This is a genomic window from Rubrimonas cliftonensis, from assembly GCF_900107585.1.
GTDB classification, from domain to species: domain Bacteria; phylum Pseudomonadota; class Alphaproteobacteria; order Rhodobacterales; family Rhodobacteraceae; genus Rubrimonas; species Rubrimonas cliftonensis.
Map to the genome: position 1 here is coordinate 72,693 of NZ_FNQM01000003.1, position 25,364 is coordinate 98,056.

At 72.5% G+C, this 25,364-nt stretch carries 18 protein-coding genes and 1 pseudogene; 4 read left to right on the forward strand and 15 right to left on the reverse strand.

Going from position 1 to position 25,364, the window contains the following annotated elements:
* Positions 1–11 precede the first annotated feature (11 nt).
* The 5 genes and pseudogenes from BLW43_RS24655 to BLW43_RS05830 all read right to left on the reverse strand — a co-directional run.
* Positions 12–1,343: pseudogene (locus BLW43_RS24655) on the reverse strand (mechanosensitive ion channel family protein); the annotation flags it as partial.
* A 702-nt stretch (positions 1,344–2,045) separates the two neighbouring features.
* The gene (dnaE, locus tag BLW43_RS05815; RefSeq protein ID WP_093250232.1) at positions 2,046–5,546 is read right to left on the reverse strand and encodes a DNA polymerase III subunit alpha; all 3,501 of its coding nucleotides are present in this window, start codon (positions 5,544–5,546) and stop codon (positions 2,046–2,048) included.
* A gap of 519 nt (positions 5,547–6,065) precedes the next feature.
* Positions 6,066–6,599 carry a GNAT family N-acetyltransferase gene (locus BLW43_RS05820; protein WP_245730940.1) on the reverse strand — a complete coding sequence of 178 codons (534 nt, stop codon included), beginning with the start codon at positions 6,597–6,599 and terminating at the stop codon, positions 6,066–6,068.
* Between the two features lie 58 nt (positions 6,600–6,657).
* Positions 6,658–7,014 (reverse strand): nuclear transport factor 2 family protein, encoded by a 357-nt coding sequence (locus tag BLW43_RS05825; RefSeq protein WP_093250235.1) that lies wholly within the window; start codon positions 7,012–7,014, stop codon positions 6,658–6,660.
* 61 nt (positions 7,015–7,075) lie between these two features.
* Positions 7,076–8,668, reverse strand: a complete 1,593-nt coding sequence (locus tag BLW43_RS05830) for a Y-family DNA polymerase (RefSeq protein ID WP_093250238.1) — start codon at positions 8,666–8,668, stop codon at positions 7,076–7,078.
* Between the two features lie 330 nt (positions 8,669–8,998).
* Between BLW43_RS05830 and rpmE the strand changes: the two genes are divergently transcribed.
* Together rpmE and BLW43_RS05840 are read left to right on the forward strand one after the other, a co-directional pair.
* A complete protein-coding gene (gene rpmE, locus BLW43_RS05835; protein ID WP_093250242.1) occupies positions 8,999–9,220 on the forward strand; it encodes a 50S ribosomal protein L31 in 222 nt (73 codons plus the stop codon).
* Between the two features lie 256 nt (positions 9,221–9,476).
* Positions 9,477–10,229 carry a division plane positioning ATPase MipZ gene (locus tag BLW43_RS05840; protein WP_245730964.1) on the forward strand — a complete coding sequence of 251 codons (753 nt, stop codon included), beginning with the start codon at positions 9,477–9,479 and terminating at the stop codon, positions 10,227–10,229.
* 441 nt (positions 10,230–10,670) lie between these two features.
* Here BLW43_RS05840 and BLW43_RS05845 read toward each other — a convergent pair whose 3' ends face one another.
* The 7 genes from BLW43_RS05845 to BLW43_RS05875 form a co-directional block, all read right to left on the reverse strand.
* Entirely contained in the window at positions 10,671–13,010 is a 2,340-nt protein-coding gene (locus tag BLW43_RS05845; protein ID WP_093250249.1) for a xanthine dehydrogenase family protein molybdopterin-binding subunit, read from the reverse strand.
* Between the two features lie 13 nt (positions 13,011–13,023).
* Positions 13,024–13,476: a (2Fe-2S)-binding protein gene (locus tag BLW43_RS05850; RefSeq protein ID WP_093250252.1), complete on the reverse strand. Its 453-nt coding sequence runs from the start codon at positions 13,474–13,476 to the stop codon at positions 13,024–13,026.
* A 136-nt stretch (positions 13,477–13,612) separates the two neighbouring features.
* A complete protein-coding gene (locus BLW43_RS05855) occupies positions 13,613–14,566 on the reverse strand; it encodes a DMT family transporter (RefSeq protein ID WP_093250255.1) in 954 nt (317 codons plus the stop codon).
* A gap of 236 nt (positions 14,567–14,802) precedes the next feature.
* Positions 14,803–15,978, reverse strand: a complete 1,176-nt coding sequence (locus BLW43_RS05860; protein ID WP_093250257.1) for an ABC transporter permease — start codon at positions 15,976–15,978, stop codon at positions 14,803–14,805.
* Positions 15,975–16,985, reverse strand: a complete 1,011-nt coding sequence (locus BLW43_RS05865) for an ABC transporter permease (protein ID WP_093251532.1) — start codon at positions 16,983–16,985, stop codon at positions 15,975–15,977. The genes BLW43_RS05860 and BLW43_RS05865 overlap by 4 nt, the downstream gene beginning before the upstream one ends.
* Before the next feature lie 227 nt (positions 16,986–17,212).
* Complete coding sequence (locus BLW43_RS05870; protein WP_093251541.1) at positions 17,213–19,120, reverse strand: ABC transporter substrate-binding protein; 1,908 nt, start codon at positions 19,118–19,120, stop codon at positions 17,213–17,215.
* Positions 19,117–20,889: an ABC transporter ATP-binding protein gene (locus BLW43_RS05875; RefSeq protein WP_093250260.1), complete on the reverse strand. Its 1,773-nt coding sequence runs from the start codon at positions 20,887–20,889 to the stop codon at positions 19,117–19,119. The genes BLW43_RS05870 and BLW43_RS05875 overlap by 4 nt, the downstream gene beginning before the upstream one ends.
* 164 nt (positions 20,890–21,053) lie before the next feature.
* Between BLW43_RS05875 and kynU the strand changes: the two genes are divergently transcribed.
* Positions 21,054–22,292, forward strand: coding sequence for a kynureninase (gene kynU, locus BLW43_RS05880; RefSeq protein WP_175478777.1), 1,239 nt, complete (start codon positions 21,054–21,056; stop codon positions 22,290–22,292).
* Entirely contained in the window at positions 22,289–22,843 is a 555-nt protein-coding gene (locus tag BLW43_RS05885; protein ID WP_093250264.1) for a dihydrofolate reductase family protein, read from the forward strand. Before kynU ends, BLW43_RS05885 begins: the two co-directional genes overlap by 4 nt.
* Positions 22,844–22,848: 5 nt before the next feature.
* On the opposite strand, the gene BLW43_RS05890 is transcribed toward BLW43_RS05885, so the two are convergent.
* From BLW43_RS05890 to BLW43_RS05900, 3 genes are read right to left on the reverse strand one after another with little or no spacing between them, the layout of a single operon-like run.
* Entirely contained in the window at positions 22,849–23,238 is a 390-nt protein-coding gene (locus BLW43_RS05890) for a VOC family protein (protein WP_093250267.1), read from the reverse strand.
* Positions 23,235–24,005, reverse strand: coding sequence for an amino acid ABC transporter ATP-binding protein (locus BLW43_RS05895; protein WP_093251546.1), 771 nt, complete (start codon positions 24,003–24,005; stop codon positions 23,235–23,237). Before BLW43_RS05895 ends, BLW43_RS05890 begins: the two co-directional genes overlap by 4 nt.
* Before the next feature lie 4 nt (positions 24,006–24,009).
* Positions 24,010–25,362: an amino acid ABC transporter permease gene (locus BLW43_RS05900; RefSeq protein WP_093250271.1), complete on the reverse strand. Its 1,353-nt coding sequence runs from the start codon at positions 25,360–25,362 to the stop codon at positions 24,010–24,012.
* Positions 25,363–25,364: the final 2 nt, after the last annotated feature.

Sequence of the window (25,364 nt, forward strand, 5' to 3'; positions counted from 1 at the left end):
CGGCGGATGATGAACTGCTGGCCGGGGCGCGAGGTGAACTTGCAGCCGATCTCGAAGGCGCTGCCCAGGATCGCCACGGCGCCCTGCGACTTCAGCGGCTCGAGGAACTTGCCCTGAAGCTCCGGGTGATCGAGAAGCTGCTCGCCGACCTTCTTTACCAGCTTGCGGACCATCTCCACGTCCACGTCGCTCGGCACCATGAAGCTGAACTTCACCTTCACCCAGTCGCGGCTGTGGTTCTGGATGGTGCCCATCTCGCTGAACGGGATGGTGAAGACCGGGCCGCGATGGTGGCGCAGGCGCACCGAGCGCAGGGAGATGCGCTCCACGACGCCCTTGCCCGATTTCGCCTCGACATATTCGCCGACGCGGAAGGCGTCCTCGTAGAGATAGAACAGTCCGCTGATGACGTCGCTGACGAGCTTCTGCGCGCCGAAGCCGATCGCGAGGCCCAGCACGCCGGCGGAGGCGAGCAGCGGCGCGATGTCGAGCCCCATCGCCGACAGCGCGCTCATCGCGGTCAGCACCGCGACGAGGCCCAGCGCGAAGCCGCGCACCACGGGCAGGATGGTGCCCATCCGGGAGGACTGCGCCTGGTTCTCCTCGTCGACGATGGCGCCCGGCGCGGCGGCCGGTCCGGGGTCGAGCGCGGCGGAGAGCGCCCGCCAGAGCGCGAGGCCGACGACGAGGATCGCGCCGGCCTCCACGAGCGCCGGCGCGAAGCGCGCCACGCCTGACGGCGCGGGCGGCGCCAGCGGATCGACGCCCCAGATGCGCAGCACGGCCACGGCGGCGACGACGACCACAATGCCCTCCGCCAGAGCGAAGCCGCCGCGCAGCAGGCCGCTCCGGCGGCGGGAGTCGGCCTCGGCGTCCGCCTCCCGCCGCCAGAGCGACAGGCCGGCGACGGCCAGCGGCGCCAGCATCATGATGACGACGGTCGGCCCGCCGCCCCCTACCTGCGCGGGGCCGAGCAGCCCCAGCGCGCCGAGCGACTTCAGTCCGACGTCGAGCGCGACGACGCCGACATAGACCGCCCACCAGTTCCGGGCGGCGAAGGAGGGCGCGGCGGCGTCGCGGGCGATCAGCGCAGCGACGGGCCGGCGGACCGCCGAGAAGAACCACGCCGCCAGCGCGCCTGACAGCAGCAGCAGCGCGACGACGAGCAGCGCGGCCGACCCCGGCGGGCTCGCCGCGCCGACGACGACCGCGCGCAGGATCGTCAGCGCCAGCATGCCCGCGAGCGCGATGCGCGCGGCGCGCAGGACGGAGGCCGCCTCGGCCGCGCCAAAGCCCATCAGCCGCCGCGAGGGCGCCGAGGGCGCGGCCAGCGCCTCAACCATCAGCAGCTTGACGCGATATCCGACGATGGCGAGGAACGCGGCGGCGGCGATCGCGCGCACCGAGGCGTCGCCGGGCAGGATCGCGCGCCCGACGGCGAAGCCGACGCCCGCGAACGCCGCCAGCGCCAGAGCGGACCGCAGGAGATGCGGCAGCGCCGCGCGCAGCCGGGCGCGGAACGGCGAAAGCCCGCCCGAGTCCGGCGCGACGGGGCCGCCTCCCCCGGAGCTAGCGACGAGCGCGCCGACTGCCCGCTCGACCGCATGGCCTGCGGCGAGCCCGATCAGCAGCGCGATGAGGCCGAAGAGGGCGGGATGCGCGCCGAACCATGCGAGGATGGAGGCGAGCGCCTCGGGAGCAGCCGCCGCCGCCTTTGCAAGCGCGCCCTCAACCACGGCCAGGGTCGTCTCGGCGGGCTGCGCGCCGCCCAGGGACGCGCCCAGCTCCGCGCCATCCGCCGCGCCCGGCGGCGCAGCGGAAGCGAGCGACGCCTCCGGGAAGGCCTCGCGCAACCGCGCCAGCGTCTCCGCATCGACGTCCCTGGGCAGGACGATCCTGATCTCGCCGTCGGCCAACGCCCACTCCCCCGTTTCGAACGCCGCAAGAGCGTTTTCCGAGCCGACTGGATCAGTCAGCGACGAGAAAACTGCGACAGAATAATTGCGTAGAGCGGCAGACCTGACGCAGTCAGGTCGAACGCCGCTCTAGAGGTCTTCGACCATCAGCACGCCGTCAATCGCCTTGATGGCGCCGCGGATCGCCGGCGTCACGGCCCAGGCGTCCGGCAGACGCACCGCGATCTCGGCGCCGAGCGCTGGATCGGCGACGACGATCTCCACCGGGCCGCCCCTGCGCCCCGCGACGCCCCCCGCGCCGGCGCCTGCGCCGCGCTCCGCCCGCACCGGCTCCAGGCGCGCGCGCAGCGGCGCCAGCGCGGTCTGGTCGGACAGGTGGACGCGCAGGCCGGCGGCCGCGGCGTCGGCGATGACGGTCTCGACCGCGGCCACGGCCTTGCAGAGCAACTTCAGCTGGTCGCCGCCGGGCTCGGCCTCGACCGTCATCACCACGCGGCAGCCCGGCTCCAGCAGGTCGCGATGGGCGGCGAGCACGTCGGAGAACACCGTCGCCTCATACATGCCCGTGGGGTCGGACAGCGCCACGAAGGCGAAGCGCGCGCCGCGGGCGGACTTCTTCTCCTGCCGCTTCATCACCACGCCGGCGATGCGCCCCACGGCTACGCCGCTGCGCGAGGCGAGCGCCGCAAGCTCTCGGTAGAAGTGGATCTTCTTGCGCCGCAGCGCCTGCGCCACATCGTCCAGCGGGTGGCCGGAGAGGTAGAAGCCCACCGCCGTGAACTCCTCCGCCAGCCGGTCGCCGGCGTCCCAGTCCGGCCCGTCGGAGAGCCTTGGCGCCGGCAGTTCCGCCACGCCGCCGAACAGCGAAACCTGGTTCGAGGCCGCCTCCTCCTGCGCCGCCGCGGAATAGGCGAGAAGCTGGTCGACGGCGGCGAGCATGCGGCGGCGGTTGCGGTCGAGCGCGTCGAAGGCGCCGGCGCGGGCGATCATCTCCAGCGCCCGCTTGCCGATCCGGCGCAGGTCGACCCGGCGCGCGAGGTCGAACACGTCGACGAAGCGCCCCGCCTGCGCCCGCTCCGTCGCGATCAGCCGCATCGCCTCCGGCCCGACGCCCTTGAGCCCGCCAAGCGCATAGACGATGGCGCCGTCGCTCACCGTGAAGCCGGCCTCGGAGCGGTTGACGCAGGGCGCGAGCGTCGCGATGCCCATGGCGTCGGCCTCGCGCTTGTAGACCGCGAGCTTGTCGGTGAGGTGGATGTCGCAGTTCATCACCGCGGCCATGAACTCGACCGGGTGGTTGGCCTTGAGCCACGCCGTCTGGTAGCTGACCACGGCGTAGGCGGCGGCGTGGGACTTGTTGAAGCCGTAGTTGGCGAACTTGTCGAGCAAGTTCCAGACTTCCAGCGCCTTGGCGCCGTCCACCCCGTTCTCCGCAGCGCCCTCCAGGAACTTCGGCCGCTCGGCGTCCATCGCCTCCTGGATCTTCTTGCCCATGGCGCGGCGCAGAAGGTCGGCGCCGCCGAGGCTGTAACCCGCCATCTTGCGGGCGATCTCCATCACCTGCTCCTGATAAACGATGATGCCCTGGGTCTCGTCGAGGATCGGGTCGATGAGGGGGTGGATGCCGGCGCGCGGCTCGCGCCCGTTCTTGACGTTGCAGTACTTGGGAATGTTCTCCATCGGACCGGGGCGGTAGAGCGCCACCAGCGCCACGATGTCCTCGATGCAGGTCGGGCGGAGCTGGCGCAGGGCGTCGCGCATGCCCGCGCTCTCCACCTGGAACACGGCGACGGTGTCGGCCCGCGCATAGAGTTCGTACGTTTTGGGGTCGTCCAGCGGAATGGCCGAGATATCAACGCTCACGCCGCGTTTCTTCAGCAGGTCGAGCGCGTTCTGGATCACTGTCAGGGTCTTCAGCCCCAGGAAGTCGAACTTCACGAGCCCCGCCTGCTCGACCCATTTCATGTTGAACTGGGTGGCGGGCGTCTCGGCGCGGGCGTCTCGGTAGAGCGGGCAGAGCTCGACCAGCGGCCGGTCGCCGATCACGACGCCGGCGGCGTGGGTGGAGGCGTTGCGCAGCAGGCCCTCGACCTTCTCGGCGATGTCGAGGAGTTCGGCGACGACCGGCTCCTCCTTCGCGGCCTCCTGCAGGCGCGGCTCCTCGGCGCGGGCGCGCTTGACGGAGACGGGCTTCACGCCCTCCACCGGGATCATCTTCGACAGGCGGTCGACCTGGCCGTAGGGCAGCTGCAGCACGCGGCCGACGTCGCGCACGGCGGCCTTGGAGAGCATGGCGCCGAAGGTGATGATCTGCGCCACGCGGTCGGCGCCGTAGCGGCGCTGGACATAGGCGATCACCTCCTCGCGGCGGTCCATGCAGAAGTCGATGTCGAAGTCGGGCATCGACACGCGGTCGGGGTTGAGGAACCGCTCGAACAGCAGGCCGTAGCGCAGGGGGTCGAGATCGGTGATGGTCAGCGCCCAGGCGACGAGCGAGCCGGCGCCCGAGCCGCGGCCCGGCCCAACGGGAATATCCTGCGCCTTCGACCACTTGATGAAGTCGGCGACGATGAGGAAGTAGCCGGGAAAGCCCATCCCCTCGATGACGCCGAGCTCGTAGTCGAGCCGGTCCTCGTAGATCTTCCGTTCGGCGGCGGGGGGGACGACCCGCAGGCGCTCGGCCAGGCCTTCGCGGGCCTGGCGGCGCAACTCCTCCACCTCGTCGTCGGCGAAGCGGGGCAGGATCGGCGCGCAGGTGCGCGGGCGGAAGGCGCAGCGGCGGGCGATCTCGACGGTGTTCGCGCAGGCCTCCGGCAGGTCGGCGAAGCGCTCGACCATGGCGGAGGCGGGCTTGAACCAGTGCTCGGGCGTGAGCCGGGGGCGGTTCTCCTGCGTGACGTAGCTGCCCGAGCCGACGCAGAGGAAGGCGTCATGGGCCGCATACATCGCGGCGTCGGGGAAATGCGCGTCGTTGGAGGCGACGAGCGGCAGGTCGCGGGCGTAGGCGGTCTCGACGAAGAAGGGCTCGGTCTCCTCCTCGGCGGGCGTGCGCAGCGTCTCGCCCTCGCCGTGGCGCTGCAGCTCGACGTAGAGCCGGTCTGGGAAGAGCGCCTCCAGCCGGTCGAGCAGGGCGAGCGCGGCGTCGCGGCGGCCGGCGCGGGCGAGACGGCCGAGCGGGCCGTCGGGGCCTCCCGTCAGCAGAATCAGCCCGTCGGCGCAGGCCGCGAGCGTCTCCGGCCCGACGGCGCGGCGGCCGTCGACGCCGGTCAGATAGGCGTGCGAGCTCAGCGCCATGAGGTTACGGTAGCCGGCTTCGTCCTGCGCATAGAGCGCGATTTCGGCAGGCTCGGGCGCGCGGTCGCCAGGCCGGTCTGCCTCGGCGTAGGCGAGCGCAAGCGAGAGGCCGATGATCGGCTGGACGCCGGCCTTCGCGGCTGTCTCGGAGAACTCCAGCGCACCGAAGAGGTTGTTGGCGTCGGCGACGGCGACGGCGGGGCAGCCTGCGGCCTCGCAGAGCTTCGGCAGCGCCTTGAGGCCGATCGCCCCCTCCCCCAGCGAATAGACCGAGCGCACCCGCAGGTGGACGAAGCTCGGCGCGGCGGCGGAAGGCGGCTGGGGGGCGGCGGGCATGCGGGCGACTCCGGCGGGACGCGGCGAGACTAGCGCGGACCGCGCCGCCGCGCCCAGCCCGGATCGGCCGCAATCGCGCGGCCGGACGCCCCGCAGAGGCGCGAGGCGGACAGGCCGACGGACAGGCCGGCGGCGCGGGCCTGCTGAGGCGGCCGGTCCAGAAGGCCGGCGCTTGGGGTCGATGGAGGTCGCCGGCGGAGCGCGTCGGCGGAGGGGGCTGACGGGCGTCGATGTGGGGAGCGCCTGGCGGGGGGGGAGGGGGGCAGGCCGGTGGCGGAGGCAGGCTGGGTCTCGCCCGCGGGCAACCGCCGGTTGAGAGCGGTCGGCGCGAAGGTCGGCGCGGGCGGGCGGGCGGGCGGTCGCGGTCCTGCGCCTCGGCGGGCGGGGCTGGCTGCGGGCCGAGGCCTACGCCTATGGCTCAGGCCTGAGGCTTGCGCCTGCGGCTCAGGCCCGAGGCTTGCGCCCGAGGCCGAGAGCTGCGGCGGGCGCATGGGTCGATCCGATTCGCCGCGGCCGGCGTCAGAGCATGAGCTTCATGCCGACATGGCTCGGCTCGAAGCCTAGGCGGGCGTAGAAGCGCTGCGCGTCGGTCCGCGATCTGTCGGTGGCGAGCTGGACCATGGCGCAGCCGCGGGCGCGGGCGATCTCCACGGCCCGGCGCACCATGGCGGCGCCGACGCCGCGGGAGCGCCAGGGCGCGGCCACCCGCACGCCCTCGATCACCGCGCGCGAGGCGCCGCGGCGCGAGAGCGTCGGGACCACCCCGAGTTGCAGGCAACCCACCACGGCGCCGTCGATCGCCGCGACCATGAGCCGCTCGCCGGGGTCGGCCGCGATGGCGGCGAAGGCGGCGGCGTAGCCGGGATCGCCCGGCGCTTCGCGCGCGGCGCCGAGCGGGTCGTCGGCGAGCATCGCGACGATGGCCTCCACATCCCCGGCTTCGGCGTCGCGCATCGCGAAGCCGGTCGGCTCGGCGACAGGGGACGCGGCGGGGCGCCGGTCCGGAGCGGCGGGCCCGGAAAGGATGTGGGGAGCGGCGGCGGCGTCGGTCATGCGGGCGGGTCCATCCTGCGGCGACCGGCCGGCTTGGGGCGGCCGGCGTGGGGCGACGTCATTCGGTCACGTAGAAGAAGCGCTCCTCCACGATGCGGCCGTCGCGCACGGTGTAGAGGCCGATTTCGTCCATCTGCATCCGGGCGGCGCCCTTCGGGGTGACGTCCATCCAGAACTTTACGGCGAACTGGTCGCCGTTGGGCCAGGGCCCCTCCACCGTCACGCCGTGGATCTCGTGGTTTTCATGCCACCAGCGCGCCTTCGCCAGCAGCGCCTCGCGCCCCTCCGCGCGCGCCATAGGGCCGCTCATCGCCTCGACGCTGACGACGTCATCCGCCCAGAACGCCTGCGCGTCGGCGTCCCGCCCTTCGGCGCAGGCGGCGGTGAAGGCCCGCGCGATTTCATGAATTGTCATGACGCCCTCCGATGTTCCTGATTTGATCTTATCTGGTTCGAGCGTCGCCGCAATCGATTCGTCAGCCGAACAGGCCCTCGACGCGCCAGATCGGCCCGCCCGGCGCGGCGGGCGCGCAGAACAGCCACAGGCGCAGGCCGTCCTCCGTCTCGACGCGCCAGTAGTCGCGCGGGCCGTCGCGCCAGGCGGGGTCGTCGAGCCACCATTCCGGGGCGATGCGTTCGGGGCCGATCGCGACGGCGAGGCGATGGGCGCGGCGTCGCCAGCGCAGGGAGACTGGCCGGCCGCTCCGCCGCGTGGCCTCGCCGGGCTCCGGGCGCAGCAGGGCGATGGGCCGCAGGCCGGGCGGCGCCGGCCAGTCGCCGGCATGCGGCGCGGCGAAGGCGGCGGAGGCGGTCGTGAAGGCGCGCGCGGGAATGTGGCTCTCGGCCGGCAGCGGGCGGGTCAGGCGGTCGAAGCCGAGCCGGTTTCCGAGCCGCCCCAGCAGCGCGGCGAAGGCGGCGTCCTCCCCCCTCTCCACAGCGTCGCGCGCCTGCGGCGCGGCGAGAGGCCCGCGGTGCTGCGTCGCCGAGAGCGGCTCCACGACCGTCGCCTCCAGCCGCAGCGCGTCGACGCCGAAGCCAGCGTCCGCCTCGCCCAGCGGCCGGGCGAAGAGCGCCGCGATCGCCCCGGCCTCCCGCGAGGGGCGCGCGAGGCCGACGTCGAGGCTGACGTCGGCTCCGTCCACCCGCCGCAGCGCCAGCCGCAGCCGCCGCGCGCCCATGCCACGTTCGGCGAGGCGCTCGCAGAGCCGGGCGAGCAGGCGGTCGAGCCCGGCGGCGACGTCCTCCACCCGCCCCACCGGCTCCGGAAGGCGCAGCCGCACGGCGTAGCCGGGGCCCTGCGGCGCGGCGCGGACGGGCTCGGGCTCGGCGCCGAAGGCCTGGTCGAGCCGCCGCGCCACGTCGAGCCCCGCGCGCCGGGCCAGCGCGCCGCGCGGCAGGCGGGCGAGCTCGTCGACGCGGCGCAGCCCCAGCCGCCCCAGCGCCGCCAGCGCCTCGGGCTCCAGCCGCAGCGCCGCCAGCGGCAGCGCCGCCAGCGCCTCCCGCGCCCCGCCGCGCGGCGCGACGACGGGCGCCTGAGACGCGGCGAAGCGCGCCAGCGCCCAGGCCGCGCCGCGCGCGTCGGCGACGGCGGCGCACGCGGTCAGCCCCCGCTCCGCGAGCCGCGAGACGATGTCGGCCAGCATCGGCCCCTCCCCCCCGAAAAGATGCGCGCAGCCGGTGACGTCGAGCGCCAGCCCGTCGACGCCGTCCTCGCCCACCCAGGGCGAATAGCGGACAGCCCAGCGCGCCAGCGCGCGCAGGAACCCCGCCTCGGCCGGCGGATCGGCGGGGACGGCGCGCAGGTCGGGGCGGATGGCGCGGGCGTCAGTCAGCCCCATGCCGGCGCGCAGGCCGGACGCCTCGGCGAGCGGGCAGAGGCTCGCCAGCCGCAGCGCCCCCTTCGCAGGCGCGACCACCGTGAAGGGGGCGCCCCCGGCGTCGCCGCCCAGCCGCCGCAGCGCGCGCTCCGCCGCCAGCCGCGGCAACCACACCGACGCGACCCGGCGCGGGGCGGCGGGCCCATGGGTTCGGGCGGGCGCAGTGGCGGCGAGCGGGGCGGAATCGGGCATGACGCCTCCGATGTTCGCCTCATGTTCTAGCGGAGATGAACCGCTGCGCCAGCACCTGCAGCCCGAGGCGACGCTCGTTCAACCAGTTCCGACAGCAAGGCCCCTCGACCGACGGACCGGGGCGACCGCAGCGCCGACCGAAGCCCCCTGCGGGGTCGCGGGTCCGCCCTTGCGCCGCGCCGAACCGCGCCCCCTCGCGGCGCTTGCTTCGGGGCGCGCCCTCCTGTAACAGCCCCCCTCGACATGGCTGCGCGCGGCCTGCGACGCGGTGGCGGCGCAGCTGCGCGGATATTCGGCTTTAGGCGCAGGCGCCGGCCCGGGAGCATCGCGATGAAAAAAGACATCCACCCCGACTATCATGTGATCAACGTGAAGATGACGGACGGCACGAGCGTGCAGATGCGCTCGACCTACAAGAACGAGGGCGACACGCTGACGCTCGACATCGACCCCTCGGTGCACCCGGCCTGGACCGGCGGCGGCCAGCGGCTGATGGACACCGGCGGCCGCGTCTCGAAGTTCAAGAAGAAGTTCGAAGGCTTCGGCTTCTGATCTCCGGGCGCATGAGCGCCCGGACGACTTCCATGCCGACGGTCGGACACCCCGTCGCGGCGCGCGCCCATGAGCGGCGAGCGCGTGCCCTTCTTCGCACCCGACGGTCGGCGCCGTGACCGCTTCGGACGGATCCGCCGGCTTCGCGCCCGGATCAGCGCCCGGCGCCGAGGCCGACGCGCCCCGCGGCTCGGCGCGCGCCCATGTCGTCGTGCTCGGCAACGAGAAGGGCGGCTCGGGCAAGTCCACCACCGCCATGCACCTGTTCGTCGCGCTGGCGCGGGCGGGCAAGCGCGTCGGCGCGATGGACCTCGACCTGCGCCAGCAGTCCTTCTTCCGCTACCTCGAGAATCGCCGCGCCTACGCCGAGCGCAGCGGCGCTGCGCTGATCATGCCCGAGCAGGCGCGGGTGACGCCCTCCGACCTGCCCCTGCGCGCGGAGGCCGACGAGGCCGACCGCGCGGCCCTGCGCGCCGCGCTCGACGGGCTGAGGGCGCGCTGCGACTTCGTCGTGATCGACTGCCCCGGCTCCTTCACGACCTTCAGCCAGGAGGCGCACGCCGCCGCCGACACGCTGATCACGCCGCTCAACGACAGCCTGATCGACTTCGACCTTCTGGCGCGGGTGGACCCCGCGACGGGGCGCATCAAGGGGCCGTCGATCTATTCCGAGATGGTGTGGCGCGGCCGCCAGATCCGCGCGCAGGCCGGGCTGAAGCCGATCGACTGGATCGTGATGCGCAACCGCATCGCCACGCTCGACGCGCGCAACAAGCGCACCGTGGGGCGGATGCTGAAGGAGCTGTCCAGGCGCATCGGCTTCCGCGTCGCGCCGGGCTTCTCGGAGCGCGTGATCTTCCGCGAGCTGTTCCTGTCGGGGCTGACGCTGCTCGACCTGCGCGGCGGCGCCGAGGGCCAGCCGCTCAGCATGAGCCACATCGCAGCAAGGCAGGAGGTGCGGGAGCTGATCCGCAACCTCGAACTTCCCGGCGTCTCGCCGGAGGTGTGACGGCGCGCGCCGGCGCCGCCCTCCGACGCGCGATCCCGCCCGGCGACGATCGCGCCGCCGGCCCGCCCGATCGCGGCGCGTGACCGGAAAACGCTCTCCCCGTCGGCCGGCGCGAACGGCTCAGCGTCGGCGGGGCGGGGGGCGGGACGGCGCGAAATCCTCGCTGACGACGCGCACGACGTCCTCGAATACGACGCGGCGCGGACCATGGCGTGGCGGGCGGCGCGTCGCGCAGGGCGTCACGCCATGGTCCGCGAGCGCGCCGCGCAGCCCCGCGGCGGGTCTCGCCACAGCCGGCGATCAGTCCGCGGGTCGCCTGCGTCAGCGCCATGACGCGCTGCGCCACGTCGAGGAACGTCCCCGGCGCGCGGAAGGGTCGTCCGCGCAGGGCGTGGGCCGGAGGCGTCGAAGGCGGGGGCGCGTCGCCGCGCCCCCGACCGCTCAGACGTCGATGTACTCGCCGATGGGCAGGCTGCGGAACCGCTTGCCCGTGGCGGCGAAGATCGCGTTGCAGATGGCCGGCGGGACGGGCGGGACGCCGGGTTCGCCGACCCCCGTGGCCTTCACGCTGAACGGGTGGTCGACGATGTGGGTCGTCACCTTCTCGGGGAAGTTGGTCGCCCGCACCATCTGGTAGTCGTTGAAGTTCGACTGCTCCGCCGCCCCGTCCCGGTAGGTGACGGCGCTGTGCAGCGTCGCCGTCATGCCCATGACGGCGGCGCCCTCCATCTGGCTGCGGATGCGCTCTGGGTTGGCGGCGAAGCCGCAGTCCACGGCCATGTGGACCTCCGGCACGCGGACCTGCCCGCCGTCGATCTTCACCCGCACCGCCGCCGCGACGTAGGAGACGAAGCTGCGGTGGACCGCGAGGCCCAGCCCCTCGCCCTCCGGCGTCTCTGAACCCCAGCCGATGGCGTCGGCCGCAACGTTGAGGACATGCTTCAGCCGGCCTGCGTCGATCGGGAAGCCGTCATAGGGTTCGCCGTAGTTCCACAGGTCGTCGGGCATCCCTTCGGCCTTCGGGTCGATCACCCGGTCGGGGCCGATCAGCTCCAGCAGCACCGCGCGGTGGTCGCGGCCGAGCTCGGTCGCGAGTTCATGCGTGAAGCTCTGGATGGCGAAGGCGTGGGGCACGTTGGAGACGGCGCGCCACCAGCCGATGCGGGCGTGGGCCGGGGGCACGGCGGATTCGCAGCGCAGCGCCGGCGTGGCGAAAGGTGTGTCGACCAGCCCCATCCCCAGCTCGATGGGCAGCGCGGCCTCGGGGTTGGGCGCGAAGGTCGAGAGGATCGTCGGCGCGACGGAGCGGTGCAGCCAGCCCGTCACCCTGCCCTCGCCGTCGACCGCCGCCTCCAGCCGCTCCACGGAAGTCGTGTGGAGGTAGTCGTGGCGGATGTCATCCTCGCGCGTCCACTGCACCAGCACGGGCGCGCCGACGCGCTGGCTGAGCAGCGCCGCCTCGGTGACGAAATCGCCCTTGGACTTGCGGCCGAAGCCGCCGCCCAGCAGCGTGACGTGCAGCGTCACCTGGTCGATCTCCATGCCCAGCGCCTTGGCGACGTCCTTGCGGGCGTCGTAGGGGCTCTGGGACGGCGCCCAGATCTCGGCGCGGTCGGCGCGCACGTCGGCCACGGCCGCGGGCGGCTCCATCGAGGCGTGCGCCATGTGGGCCTGGTGGTAGGTCGCCGAGACGACGCGCGCCGCGGCCGCCTTCGCCGCCGGCCAGTCGCCCCTGTCGCGGACGATTGCGGCGTCCCGAGCGGCCATCTCCTCCATCATGGCGCGGTAGGCGCCGCTGTCGTAGCCGCCATGGGGGCCGGCCTCCCACGCGATCTCGAGCAGGTCGCGGGCGTCCAGCGCCGCCCATGTGCTGCTCGCGATCACCGCGACGCCGCCGAGCGGGCCGAAACCGGCCGGCAGGGCGCCGCCCTCCAGCGTCTCGACGCGCTCGACGCCGGGCGCGGCCAGCGCCGCTTCGGCGTTCAGCGAGGCGACCTTGCCGCCGGCCACCGGCGGCCGGGCGATGACGGCGTATTTCATGCCGGGCAGGCGGATGTCGGCGCCGTAGACCGCCGAGCCGTCGGTGATGCCGCGCAGGTCGGCGATGCGCACGACCTCGCGGCCAATGTAGCGGAACTCCGACTCGTCCTTGAAGCTGAGCGCCTCGCGGGCGGGCACGGGCCGGGCCAACGCCGCCTCGGCAAGATCGCCGAAGCCGAGCGTCTGCCCGCCCATGGCCTCGCGCACCTCGTGGACGCCCACGCTCACCGCGCCGGCGCCGACGCCCCAGCGCTCGGCGGCGGCCTCGGCGAGCATCAGGCGCAGCGAGGCGCCCATCTCGCGCATGGTCTGGATGTGGTGGCGCATCGAGCGCGAGCCGTCGGTGTTCTGGTTGCCGTAGCGCGGCTCGTCGCCGGGGGCCTGGACGATGCGCACCCGCTCCCAGTCCGCGCCCATCTCGTCGGCGAGCACCATGGGCAGCGAGGTCTTGACGCCGGTGCCCATCTCGGAACGGTGCGCGACGATGGTCACGGTCCCGTCAGGATCGATGGTCACGAACACCAGCGGGTCGGAGACGAGCCCGTTCGGCATGTCGGAGCCGCCGGTCTTCCACGGCTCGAAAGCGTGGGCCGGCGCGGCGAGCGCGGCGAGGCCGACGCCCGCGCCGGCGAGGAACATGCGCCGGTCGAGCTTGGCGATGGCGAGCGGCCGCAGCGGCCCCGTCGCGTCGATCCCCGCGGCGGCGTCGAGGACGCCGGCTTCCTTCAGATGGCTGAGCATGGCGCGTCCTCCTTCAGCTGCCGGTCGCGGCGAGACGGACGGCGGCGACGATGCGCTCGTAGCAGCCGCAACGGCAGATGTTGCCGTCCATCGCCGAGGCGATCTCCTCGTCGGTGGGGTTGGGGTTCTCCTCCAGCAGGCTCGCCGCCTGCATGATCTGCCCGGCCTGGCAGAAGCCGCATTGCGGCACGCTCAGTTCCCGCCACGCCGCCTGAACCGGGTGGTCGCCCTGCGGGTGCAGCCCCTCGATGGTGGTGACGGTCGCGCCCTCGACGTCGCCGAGGCGCAGCATGCAACTGCGCTCCGCACGACCGTCGACATGCACGGTGCAGGCGCCGCAGAGGCCGACGCCGCACCCATATTTGGAGCCTGTGAGCCCGAGCGTATCGCGCAGCGCCCAGAGCAGCGGCGTGGCTTCCGGCGCGTCGATCTCGCGCGCCTCACCGTTCACGGTAATTCTCGCCATCGGCGGGTTCTCCCTGTCTGGCTCGCGCCGGACCCACTTAGCGGCCGCCGGCGCCGGCATGAACTTGTTTCGAGGGTGAACCAGCGGGAGTTCGTGTCAATGAGTCGCCCCCCCGGGGGGCGGGCCGCGCGCGGCGTTACTGCGCGCTCGGCATCGAACCGGCGCGCTTGGCGCGGCTGCGGTCAATGGCGAGCTGGCGCTCGCGGCGGATGATGTACAGGCCCGCGCCGATCACGATGGACGCGCCCGCCAGCACCTGCGCGCCCGGAACCTCGGCGAACAGCACGAAGCCCAGGATCAGCCCGTAGAGCATCGACGAGTACTCGAACGGCGCCAGCGTCGAGGCGTCCGCGTTGCGGTAGCCCTCGGTCATCATGATCTGGGCCACGCCCCCCAGCAGCCCGGCCGCGACCAGCAGCGTCGCGGTCCACGCGTCGAGCGTCGCCCAGCCGAAGGGGATTGTGAAAAGCGAGCCGACCGTGCAGCTCACCGAGAACCAGAACACGATGGAGAGCGTCGTCTCGGTCTGGGTCAGCCGTCGGATATGGACGGTCGCCAGCGCGACGAACACCGCGCCGAGCAGCGCCACCCAGGCGCCCAGCGCCTCGCTGTCGGAAACGTCGCCGCTGGCCAGCACCGTCAGCCGCGGCCAGAGCATCACCATCACGCCCGCCAGCCCCACCCCAACCGCAGTCCAGCGATAGGCGCGCACCTGCTCGCCCAGCATGAGCGCGGCGAGCCCGGTGGCCAGCAGCGGCGCCGCGTAGTTGATGGCGATGGTCTCCGGCAGCGGCAGCAGGCCCAGCGCGGTGAAACCGCAGGCCATCGCCGCCATGCCCACCAAGCCGCGGTTCACATGGGCGAAGGCGTCGTTGACGCGGAACACCTCGGCGAACCGCCCCAGCCAGAGCGCATAGAGGATGATGGGCGGGATGGCGAAGAAGCTGCGGAAGAACACCGCCTGCCCCGGCGGCGCATACTCGCGCGCGGCCTTGATGCAGGCCGACATCAGCGTGAACAGCAGCACCGACATCAGCTTGAGCGCGATGCCGCGCGCGGGGTTCGAGACGATCTGGACCGGGGTCGGCATGGGGAAGCCTGCGACGGAGGACGCCGCCGCAGCTAAGCAGGTGGGCGGGCGCCGCGACAAGGGCGAATGCTGGCGGGGCCTCGCGCGTGCGTCGCCCGTTCAGGGGCTGCGCCTCGTTCCCCCCCTTTGCCCGGGCGACCCGCGCGGGCCAGAGGTCGAGCGAAGCGCCTCCGGGCCAGACCGCGACATCCGCGCGGACCCGCCGGCGACAGTCTCGCCCCGCTCCCGCCCGTCGCTCACGAATACGGGTCGAGCGCGTCGCGCAGGCCGTCGCCGAGGAAGCTGAACGCCAGCACCACCATCATCACCGGCAGCAGCGGCATCAGCAGCCACGGGTAGATCTCAACCACTGTGAGGTCGAGCGCGTCGTTCAGCATCAGCCCCCAGCTCACCGCCGGCGGGCGCAGGCCGAGGCCGAGAAACGAGAGCGCCGTCTCGCCGAGGATCATCCCGGGTATCGCGAGCGTGGCGGACGCCACCAGATGCGACATGAAGTTGGGGATCATGTGGACGCCGATGATGCGCGCGGGCGAGGCGCCCATCAGCTCCGCCGCGCGCACATAGTCCTCCGTGCGCAGGGCGAGGAACTTCGAGCGCACGGCGCGCGCCAGCCCCGGCCAGTCAAGGACGCCCAGGATGATCGAGATCATGAAGAACACCGACACCGGCGACCAGTTGGCGGGTATCGCAGCCGACAGCGCCAGCCAGATCGGCAGCTCCGGCAGGGAGCGCACGATCTCGATGAGCCGGCTCACGGCGGCGTCGGTCCAGCCACGGAAATAGCCCGCCACGCCGCCCAGCAGCAGCCCGATCGCAAAGCTCACCACGACGCCGATCAGCCCCACGGTCAGCGAGAGCTGGGCGCCGTAGAGGATGCGGCTGTGCACGTCGCGCCCCAGCCTGTCGGCGCCGAGCAGGAACATCTCCGTTCCCTCCGGCGGGCACATCACGCGCCAGTTCGTCTCCACCAGCCCGAGCAGAACATGCGGCGTCCCGCAGCGCGCGAAGAAGCGCGCCGGGTGCGGGGTGCTCGTGTCCGGCGTCGAGACGATCTGGAACGTGTCGGTGTCGAAGCTCTCGGTCGTCGCATAGACGAAGGGGCCGATGAACGCGCCCTCGTGGAAGAAGCGCAGCGTCTGCGGCGGCGCATAGATGCGGTCGGCGTTGCGCAGGTCGGCGGGATAGGGGGCGAAGAAGCCGACGAAGGGCAGCGCAAGGTAGATCGTCAGCAGGAACAGCCCCGACAGCGCCGCGAGCCGGTGGCGCAGGAAGCGCCGCCAGATCAGCACCCAGGTCGGCGCGTCGAGGTCGGCGCGGTCGAGCGCGCGCAGGTCGCCCTCGGGATCGTCCGGCTCCGACGAGACGAAATGCGCGTCGGGGTCCACCGCCCCGGTCCGTGACGGCGGGATCATTTGGCGAGCCTGATGCGCGGGTCCGCCACCGCGAGCAGCAGGTCGGAGACCAGCATCCCCACCAGCGTCAGCGCCGAGACGAAGAGCAGGATGAAGCCCGAGAGGAAGATGTCCTGCGACTTCAGCGCCGCCAGCAGCGTCGGGCCGATGGTCGGCAGGCTCATCACCACCGAGATCAGCACCGAGCCGGAGACGAGCTGCGGCAGCAGGTTGCCGATGTCGGCGATGAAGGGGTTCAGCGCCATGCGCAGCGGGTAGCGGATGACCGTTCCCGCCGGCGACACGCCCTTCGCGCGCGCCGTCACGACATAGGGCTTGCCCAGCTCGTCCAGCAGGTTCGCGCGCAGCCGCCGCGACATCGCCGCCATGCCGGCCGTGCCGATCACCACCACCGGCGCCAGCATGTGCAGCAGGATGGAGCCGAACTTCTCGAAGCTCATCGGGGCGCCGATGTATTCCGGCGCCATGCCGCCTCCGATCGGCAGCCCGACCGCCTCGTTACCGTAATACATCAACAGCAGCGCCAGCAGGAAGTTCGGCGTCGCAAGCCCGATATAGCCGATCAGGGCGGCGAGGTAGTCGATCCAGGTGTTCGCCTTCACCGCCGAGATCGCGCCGAGCGGGATCGCGGTGACGTAGATGAACAGCACCACCGCAAGGTTGAGCCCGATAGTGAAGGCCATCCCCTCGCCCACCACGTCCGCCACCGGCCGGTCGAGTTCGAGGCTGTGGCCGAAATCGCCCTGCAGCAGGCCCGAGAAGCCGTCCGGCCCCGGCCAGACGCCGATCCAGATCGCGAACTGCTCCGCCAGCGGCCGGTCGAGCGCATACTGCTTCATCAGGAATTCCGCCCGCGCGACGCCGGAGGCCTGCCCGGTCGCGCGCAGCTCGTTGATCTGGTTGCTGAGGAAATCCCCCGGCGGCAGGTTGATGATGACGAAGACGAGCGCCGCGACGACCACGAGCGTCCCGATCATCGTGGCGCAGCGCCCCAGGACGTAGCGCATGAGGCCCGGGCTCGATCGCCACAGCAGGGCGAGCCCGCCGAAGAACGGCAGGTAGGCCCAGAGCGGCGCGTCGCCCGGCGCCGCGATGGCCGCCACACCCAGCGCGACGGCCAGCAGTCCGGCGACGCCGGCGATCCGGGAGCGCCGGCGCAATCGCCGGCTCGCCTCGCCGGCCCGCGGCTCGCGCGCGTCTTCGGGGCCGGCCCGCCCTGCGCCGAGGCCGCCGGTCATGGCTGCGCGCCGGGTTCCGCGAAGAAGACCTCGTCGATGCGATGGACGCCGAAATGCGCGCCCGGCTCCCATGCATAGACCGCCTTCGCAGGAAAGTTCCGCAGCCGCGCATTCACCGCGACGGGCTGCGGCGCGCTGGCGACGACGCCGATGGCGAACACCTCGTCGGCGTGGATCGACAGGATTTCCCGCCAAGCCGCCGCGCGGCCCTCAAGGCTCGGCGCGCCGGCCCATGCGTCGCGCAGCGCCAGCAGCCGCTCCGCGGCCGGCATGTCGACGGGTTCCCCCGCCGCGCCGCGCGTCTGGTAGTGCTGGCCCCATTTCGGCCAGGTGAAGACCGCCTGATCCACGGGCGTCGCCTCGTCGGGCGCAGAATCGGCTATGATGACGCCGAGGTTCCACCCGAACCAGACCGGCATCATCGCCTCGCCCGCATAGGCCTTGTTGCGCAGGATGTCGCGGTCCAGCGAGCGGTAGATCAGCTTCACGCCAAGCTCGCGCCACATGTCCGCGATCAGTTCGAGCGCGTCGATCTCCTCGCGCCGCTCGCCCGCGGTCTCGGCGACCACCTCCAGCGGTCGGCCGTCGGGCAGCAGGCGCACGCCGTCTCCGCCGCGCGCCAGACCCATCGCGTCGAGCAGCGCGTTGGCGGCGACTGGGTCGTGGGACGCCCATGCCGCGGCCTGCGCGGCGTCATAGAACGGGCTCTGCGGCAGCGCCGCCATCGCCGCCGGCCGCGCAAGGCCGAAGAACAGCGTCTTGTTGATCGCGGCGCGGTCGACGCCAAGGCTGAGGGCGCGGCGAAAGCGCCTGTCGCGCAGCACCTCGCGCCAGACCGGGTCGTTGTAGTTGAGGTTGGGATAGAGCGCGATGTCGGCCGCGTAGCCCGATGTCCAGAGGCGCGTGACGTAGCCGCCCTTGGCCTCGCCCTTCTTCAGCACCGGCGCGTCGGACAGCGCGAGGCCGCGCGCCTGCAGATCGCTCTCCCCCCGATTGGTCTTGGCCGGAATGAGGCCGCCCGCCGCAACCGTCATGTCGATCGCGTCGACATAGGGAAGCTGCCGGCCGTTCCGGTCGACCCTGTGATAGTAGGGGTTGCGCGCCAGAACGTAGCGCTGACCGTTCCGCGGCGTGGTGTTCACCCATGGCTGCAGCGTCGGAAGCTCGGGGTCGTCGAAGCTGTAGAGATCGTCCACCGCGTTGTGCAGGGCCGCCCATCCGCGTGCGCCGGCCGCCTCCACCAGCGCCTGAAGCTCCGCCGGCGCCGCATAGCGCTCATGATACCGCTTCATGTAATGCGCCGGGCGGTAGATGAAGGGTGGTCGCGCGGCGGCGAGCGCCGACAGGAAGCTCGCATTGGGCGCGGACCATTCGTAGCGCACGGTCGTCTCGTCGATCGCGGTGAAGCGCGGCGGCGCGCCGTCGACCAGCATCAGCGCCGGAGGACCGGCGGGAAACAATTCGGCGTTGTTCGCCACATCCTCCCACCAGTAGCGGAAATCCTCCGCCGTGAAGGGAGCGCCGTCGGACCATCGATGGCCCGCGCGCAGGTGGAAGGTGAAGACGCGCCCATCCTCCACCGTCACCTCGCGCAACAGGTCGGGGCGGATCGCATAGGCGTCGTCGTAGCCCACGAGCCGCGCATAGCCGTAGACCACCGCCATGCGCACGTCCCGCGCCTGCCCGATCAGCGTGCGGATGACGCCGCCGTGGACGCCCGGCTCACGGCCGCGAGCGGCGAGATCGACCACCAGCGGCTCGCTCGGCGCCCGCTCGGAGACCGGCGGCAGCGCGCCCGCCGCCACGCGCGGCGCGAGCGAGGGCGTCTCGACAAGGTCGAGCGCAAGCGCCTGGGGCGTCGCCTGAAGCACGGCCGCCAGAAGGACGAACAACAATGGTCTCATGCCGCGCATCTCACGAAATGGTCGGGACGGATCTCGGTCAGGGGCGGCGCCGCGTCGCCGCGGTAGCCGTATGGGTCCGGCCAGCTCTCGGGCTCGCCCGCCCCCAGCGCGACGAGGCGCAGGTCGAGCCGGCGATGCGGCTCCGGCGAGGCCGCCAGCAGCGCGCGGGTGTAGGGGTGCTCCGGCGCGCCGAACAGGCGGTCGACGGGCGCCTCCTCGACGACGCGCCCGCGCCGCATCACCGCCACACGGTCGGCGAGCGCGGCGACCACGGCGAGGTCGTGGGAGATGAACAGCATCGACAGGCCGAGATCGGCCCGCACCTCGCGCAGCAGGTCGAGCACCTGCGCCTGAACCGACACGTCGAGCGCCGAGGTCGGCTCGTCGCAGACGAGCAACTCCGGCTCCAGCGCGAGCGCCCTTGCGATGGCGATGCGCTGGCGCTGGCCGCCGGAGAAGGCGTGCGGATAGCGCGCCAGATGCTCCGCCGGCAGGCCGACGCGCCGCATCAGCGCCGCCGCCCGCGCCTTCTGCGACGCCGCGTCGCCCACCCCGTGCACCCGCAGCGGCTCGGTGAGGATGTCGCGCACCGGCATCCGCGGCGAGAGCGCCGCGAACGGGTCCTGGAACACCATCTGAGCGCGACGGCGGAACGCCTTGAGCCCGCTCGCATCCAGCGCCCCCACGTCGATGTCGGAGCCGTCGCGGCCGCGGAAGCGGATCTCGCCGCCGGGGTCGGGCGCCTCGGCGCGCAGGACCAGCCGCGCGACGGTCGACTTGCCCGAGCCGCTCTCGCCGACCACCGCCAGAACCCCGCCACGCAGGATGCGGAAATTCACGTCGGCGGCCGCATGCACCGGCGCGGCCCGGCGCCCGAGCCCGAGATTGCGGCCCGGATAGGTCTTGGAGAGCCGCCGCACGGTGAGGATCGGGTCGTCCCGCCGCGCCGCGCAGGGCGCCACGTCGCCGACCACCGGCGCCGCGGCGAGCAGCCGGCGCGTGTAGGCGTGGCCGGGCGCGCCCAGCACGGTCTCGGCCGAGCCGCTCTCCATCAGCCGCCCCTGACGCAGCACCGCCACGCTGTCCGCGACATTGGCGACGACGCCGAGATCATGGGTGATCAGCATCACCGACATGCCGGTTTCGCCCTGCAGCCGGCGGATCAGGTCGAGCACGGTGGCCTGGGTCGTGACGTCGAGCGCCGTCGTCGGCTCGTCGGCGATCATCAGCGACGGGCGGCAGACCATGGCCATGGCGATCATCGCGCGCTGGCGCAGGCCCCCCGAGAGTTCGAACGGATAGGCCGCGAAGGCGCGCTCCGGGTCGGGGAAGCCGACCTCCGCGAAGGTCTCCAGACAGCGCGCCTCGCCCTCCGCCCGGCTGCAGGGCGCATGGAGAAACAGCCCCTCCAGCACCTGAGCGCCGACGGTGTGCAGCGGCGACAGAGCGCTCATCGGCTCCTGGAAGATCATCGCGACACGGTCGCCGCGCACCTGCTGCATGGCCCGCTCGGAACAGGAGAGCAGGTCGACTTCGCCCTCCGCGTCGCGCAGCACCGCCCGCCCCGCCGTCACGCGCGCGCCCCGCGGCAGGACGCCGAGCAGCGCGCGGCCCGTCAGGGTCTTGCCCGACCCGCTCTCGCCCACGACGGCGAGCGTCTCGCCGGGCCGGATGGCGAAGGAGACGTCTTCGACGACATGCCGCGCCGCCTTCGATGGACCGAAGGCGATGGCGAGGCCTTCGACGGATAGCAGCGGCGCAGACGGCATGGCTCTCACGCTGGGGAGTCTTCCGAACGGGGCCACCCTAACGCGGTAAACTCCGTGAGCAACTGAAAGTCGCCGCCCCCCGCCGCGAAAAGATCGCCGACGCTTGCCGGCCCGAAGCGCCGGCGCTAGGCCTCGACCGTCATCGCGCGACCGAGGGCCTGAACATGGACGAAAGCGCGCGCGCCGCCGCCGCGGCGATGGACGCGGCCGATCCGCTCGCCGACCGACGGGCGCTGTTCCGGCTGCCGGAGGACGTTGTCTATCTCGACGGCAATTCGCTCGGCGCGCTGCCCCTCGCTGCGGAGCGGCGGATCGCGGAAGCGGTGTCGGGCGAATGGGGCGAAAGCCTGATCCGGAGCTGGAACGCGCATGGCTGGCTTGACCTGCCGGCGCGGACGGGGGACCGCATCGCGCGTCTCATCGGCGCGGCGCCCGGTTCGACCCTGTGCTGCGACAGCACCTCCATCAACATCTTCAAGCTTCTGGCGGCAGCCCTTGCGATGCGGCCCGGTCGCGACGTCATCCTCTCGGAGCGTGGCAACTTTCCGACCGACCTGCATGTGGCCGAGGGGCTGCTCGGCCTGATCGGTCGCGGCCGGTTGCATCTCGTGGCGCGCGCAGACATCGCCGGCGCGCTCGGCCCCGAGGTCGCGGTCGCGATGCTGACGCAGGTCGACTACCGCTCCGGATGCAGGCTCGACCTCGACGAGACCACCCGCGCGGTTCACGACGCGGGCGCCGTGATGCTGTGGGATCTCGCCCATTCCGCCGGCGCTTTCAGGGTGGACCTCGCCACGAGCCGCGCCGAGTTCGCCGTCGGCTGCGGCTACAAGTACCTCAACGGCGGCCCCGGCGCGCCGGCCTTCGCCTATGTCCGGCCCGACCTCGCAGACGACGTGGCGCCCGCGCTCTCGGGCTGGATGGGCCACGCCGCGCCCTTCGACTTCGAACCCGGCTACCGCCCCGCACCGGGCGTCGACCGGCTGCGCGTCGGCACGCCGCCGATTCTCTCGATGACCGCGCTGCACGCCGCGCTGGAGGCATTCGAGGGCGTCGACATGGCGCAGGTGGAGGCCAAGGGCCGCGCGCTGGTCGACTTCTTCATCGCCGAGGTGGAGCGGCTGGCGCCGCCGGGCGCGCTCAGCCTCGTCTCGCCTCGCGACGGCGCGCGGCGCGGCCCGCAGGCGGCCTTTGCGACGCCGAACGGCTACGCCGTGATGCAAACGCTGATCGCGGACGGCGTGATCGGGGATTTCCGCGCGCCCGACATCCTGCGCTTCGGGTTCGCGCCGCTCTACACCCGGTTCGTGGACGCCGCGCAGGCCGCGGCGCTGCTCGCCGACATCCTCGCCACGGGGCGATGGGATCGGCCCGGGAACCATGTTCGCGCGGCGGTGACGTGAGCGCGGCCCGCTTCACCCTCGTCGTCTGCGCCACCGCGGACGGCTTCATCGCCCGCGCCCCCGGCCACTCCCCCGCGGAGTGGGCCAGCCCGGAGGAGCAGGCCGTCTTTCTCGCCGCCGTCGACGCCGCCGACTGGGCGGTGATGGGCCGCGGCACGCACGAAGCGGCCCCGCGGCCCGACCGCCGGCGCATCGTGCTGAGCGGCTCCGCCTCGCACCCGGAATGGCGCGCGCCCGGCCAGTTCTGGCTCGACCCGACGGGCCGCGCGCCGTCCGACCTGCCCGGCCTTGTCGGCGGCGTCCGGCCGCTGCGCGAGGGCCTGATCCTCGGCGGGACGCGGGCGCATGACTGGTTTCACGCCCATCGCGCCGTCGACGCGGTGGAGTTGACCGTCGAGCCGGTGAGCTTCGGCGCCGGGCTCCCCGTCTTCTCCGACCAGCGCGCGCGCGAGGCTGTCGAGGCCTTCCTCGAGAAGGGCTACAGGGTGCGGGCGGAGCGCAGGCTCAACAGCGGGGGCACGCGCCTCGTGAGCCTCGGCCCTCGGGGCTGAGGCGCTCAGGTCTTGAACAGCGCGTCCCATCGCGGATCGCGGAACTCCTGGATCTCCAGCCGATAGCCGTCGGGGTCGCGGAAGAAGGCGGCGTACACCGCGCCGTCCATCATCGGCCCCGGCGGCCCGTCGAAGACGACGCCCCGCGCCTTCAGCCGCTCATAGGCCTCGTCCACGTCGACGACGAAGGTCACCATCACGCCGTCCGTGCCGCGCGGCCGGTTCGGCAGGTCGCAGACGCCGAGATAGGCCCCGGCGTTGACCCGGAAGATCACGACGCGGCCCTGGTCGATCACCGGTTCAAGGCCCACCACGTCGCGATAGAAGCCGGCGGCGCGGGCGAGGTCGTCGGTGTAGAGGAAGGTGAGCAGCTGCCCCTTCGGCGCCGCGGTCACAGGATCTGGCTCAGGAAGGCGCGCGTGCGGTCATAGCGCGGGTTGGAGAAGAAAATCTCCGGCGCCGCCTGCTCCACGATCTCGCCCTGGTCCATGAACACCACCCGGTCGGCCACCTGCCGCGCAAAGCCCATCTCATGGGTCACGCAGAGCATGGTCATGCCCTCCTCGGCGAGCTCCACCATGACGTCGAGCACCTCCTTGATCATCTCGGGGTCGAGCGCCGAGGTCGGCTCGTCGAACAGCATGATGCTGGGGCGCAGGCACAGCGCGCGGGCGATGGCGACGCGCTGCTGCTGCCCGCCCGAGAGCTGGAGCGGATACTTGCGCGCCTGCTCGGGGATGCGCACCCGCTCCAGACGGGTCATCGCCAGCGCCTCCGCCTCGCGCCGCGGCATCTTCCTCGCGAACATCGGCGCCAGCGCGCAGTTCTCCAGCACGGTGAGGTGCGGAAACAGGTTGAACTGCTGGAACACCATCCCGACTTCGCCGCGCACCGCGTTCACGCTGCCCTTGTCGCCGCGCAGCGTCACGCCGTTCACGATGATGTCGCCTTCCTCGTGCCGCTCGAGGTGGTTGACGCAGCGGATCAGCGTCGACTTGCCGGAGCCGGAGGGGCCGCAGATCACGATGCGCTCGCCCTTGCGCACCGTGAGGTCGATGTCCTTCAGCGCATGGAAGTCGCCGAACCACTTGTTCAGGCCCGCGATCTCTATCACGCGGGCGGGCTTCGCGCCGCCGGCGGCGGCCTGCTCCGGTCCGGTCATCGCGTCATCCACGATCGCGGCCCTGCGCCAGCTTCTTTTCCAGTCCGATGCTGTAGCTCGACATCGCGAAGCAGAACACGAAGTAGATCATCGCCACCACGAAGAAGGGTTCGATGAACAGGCCCAGCCATTTCGTGTCCTCCCCCACGGCGCGGGCCATGCTCATCAGGTCGAATAACCCGATGATGGAGACGAGCGTCGTGTCCTTGAAGAGCCCGATGAAGTTGCCGACGATGGCGGGGATCATGATGCGCAGCGCCTGCGGCATCACGATCAGCTGGGTCGAGCGCCAGTAGCCGAGGCCGAGCGAGGAGGCCGCCTCGTACTGCCCGCGCGGGATCGCCTGCAGCCCGCCGCGGATCACCTCCGCCATGTAGGCCGCCGCGAAGAAGCACACGGCGACGATGGCGCGCAGCAGCTGGTTGACGTCGGTCCCCTCCGGCATGAACAGCGGCATCATCGTGTTGAACATGAAGAGGATCGTGATCAACGGCACCGAGCGGAACAGCTCGATGAACGCCGTCGACAGCATCGAGATCACCGGCATGTCCGACCGCCGCCCGAGCGCGAGCAGGATGCCGGCGGGCAGGCTGAAGGTGATGCCGATGCCCGAGATCACCAGCGTCAGGAACAGGCCGCCCCAGAGCCGCGTGCCGACCTCCTCCAGTCGCCACGCCAGCGTCAGCGCGAGCGCGGCGACATAGAGCAGCGCCGCGGCGATGCGCAGGATGCGCCGCTGGTCGGCGTCGGCGGCGTCCTCGGCGCCCAGCGCGGCGAGCAGCGTCTGGCCGATGGGCCGCCCCGCGAACTGCTCGCTCAGCGCCGTCGCCCAGACCCAGACGAAGCCCCAGATCCCTGCGGCGACGAAGACGCGCCAGAGCAGCCCCATCTCGCCGCCGTGGAACCAGTAGCTCGCGAGGAACGGGAACAGCAGCACCGCGGACACGCCGATGTTCACCTTCGAGACGACCCTCGGCATGAACAGCGGCGCGATCCAGAGCAGGAGGGTGAGGAACCCAAGGTTCACGCGCCACACGAGCTCCTTGGGATAGAGGCCGTAGATCATGTTCGGCAGCCACTCCGCCACACCCGGCCAGCAGGCGCCGGCGCGGCCGACGGCGTCGAGGCACTCGCGGCGGCTCTCCGCGCTCCACACCGCGCCGAACACCGCCCAGTCGAGGACCGCCCCGACGACGACGAACAGGATGTAGCCGCCCAGCAGCGTCATCAGCGCGTTGGGGACGTCGCTGAACAGGTTGCGCCGCATCCAGGCGACGGGGCCCGACGCGGCGGCGGGCGCCGGCCGCGCGGGCTTCGGCTGGAAGATCAGCGCGGTCTCGGCGTGAGTCTCGGCCATGC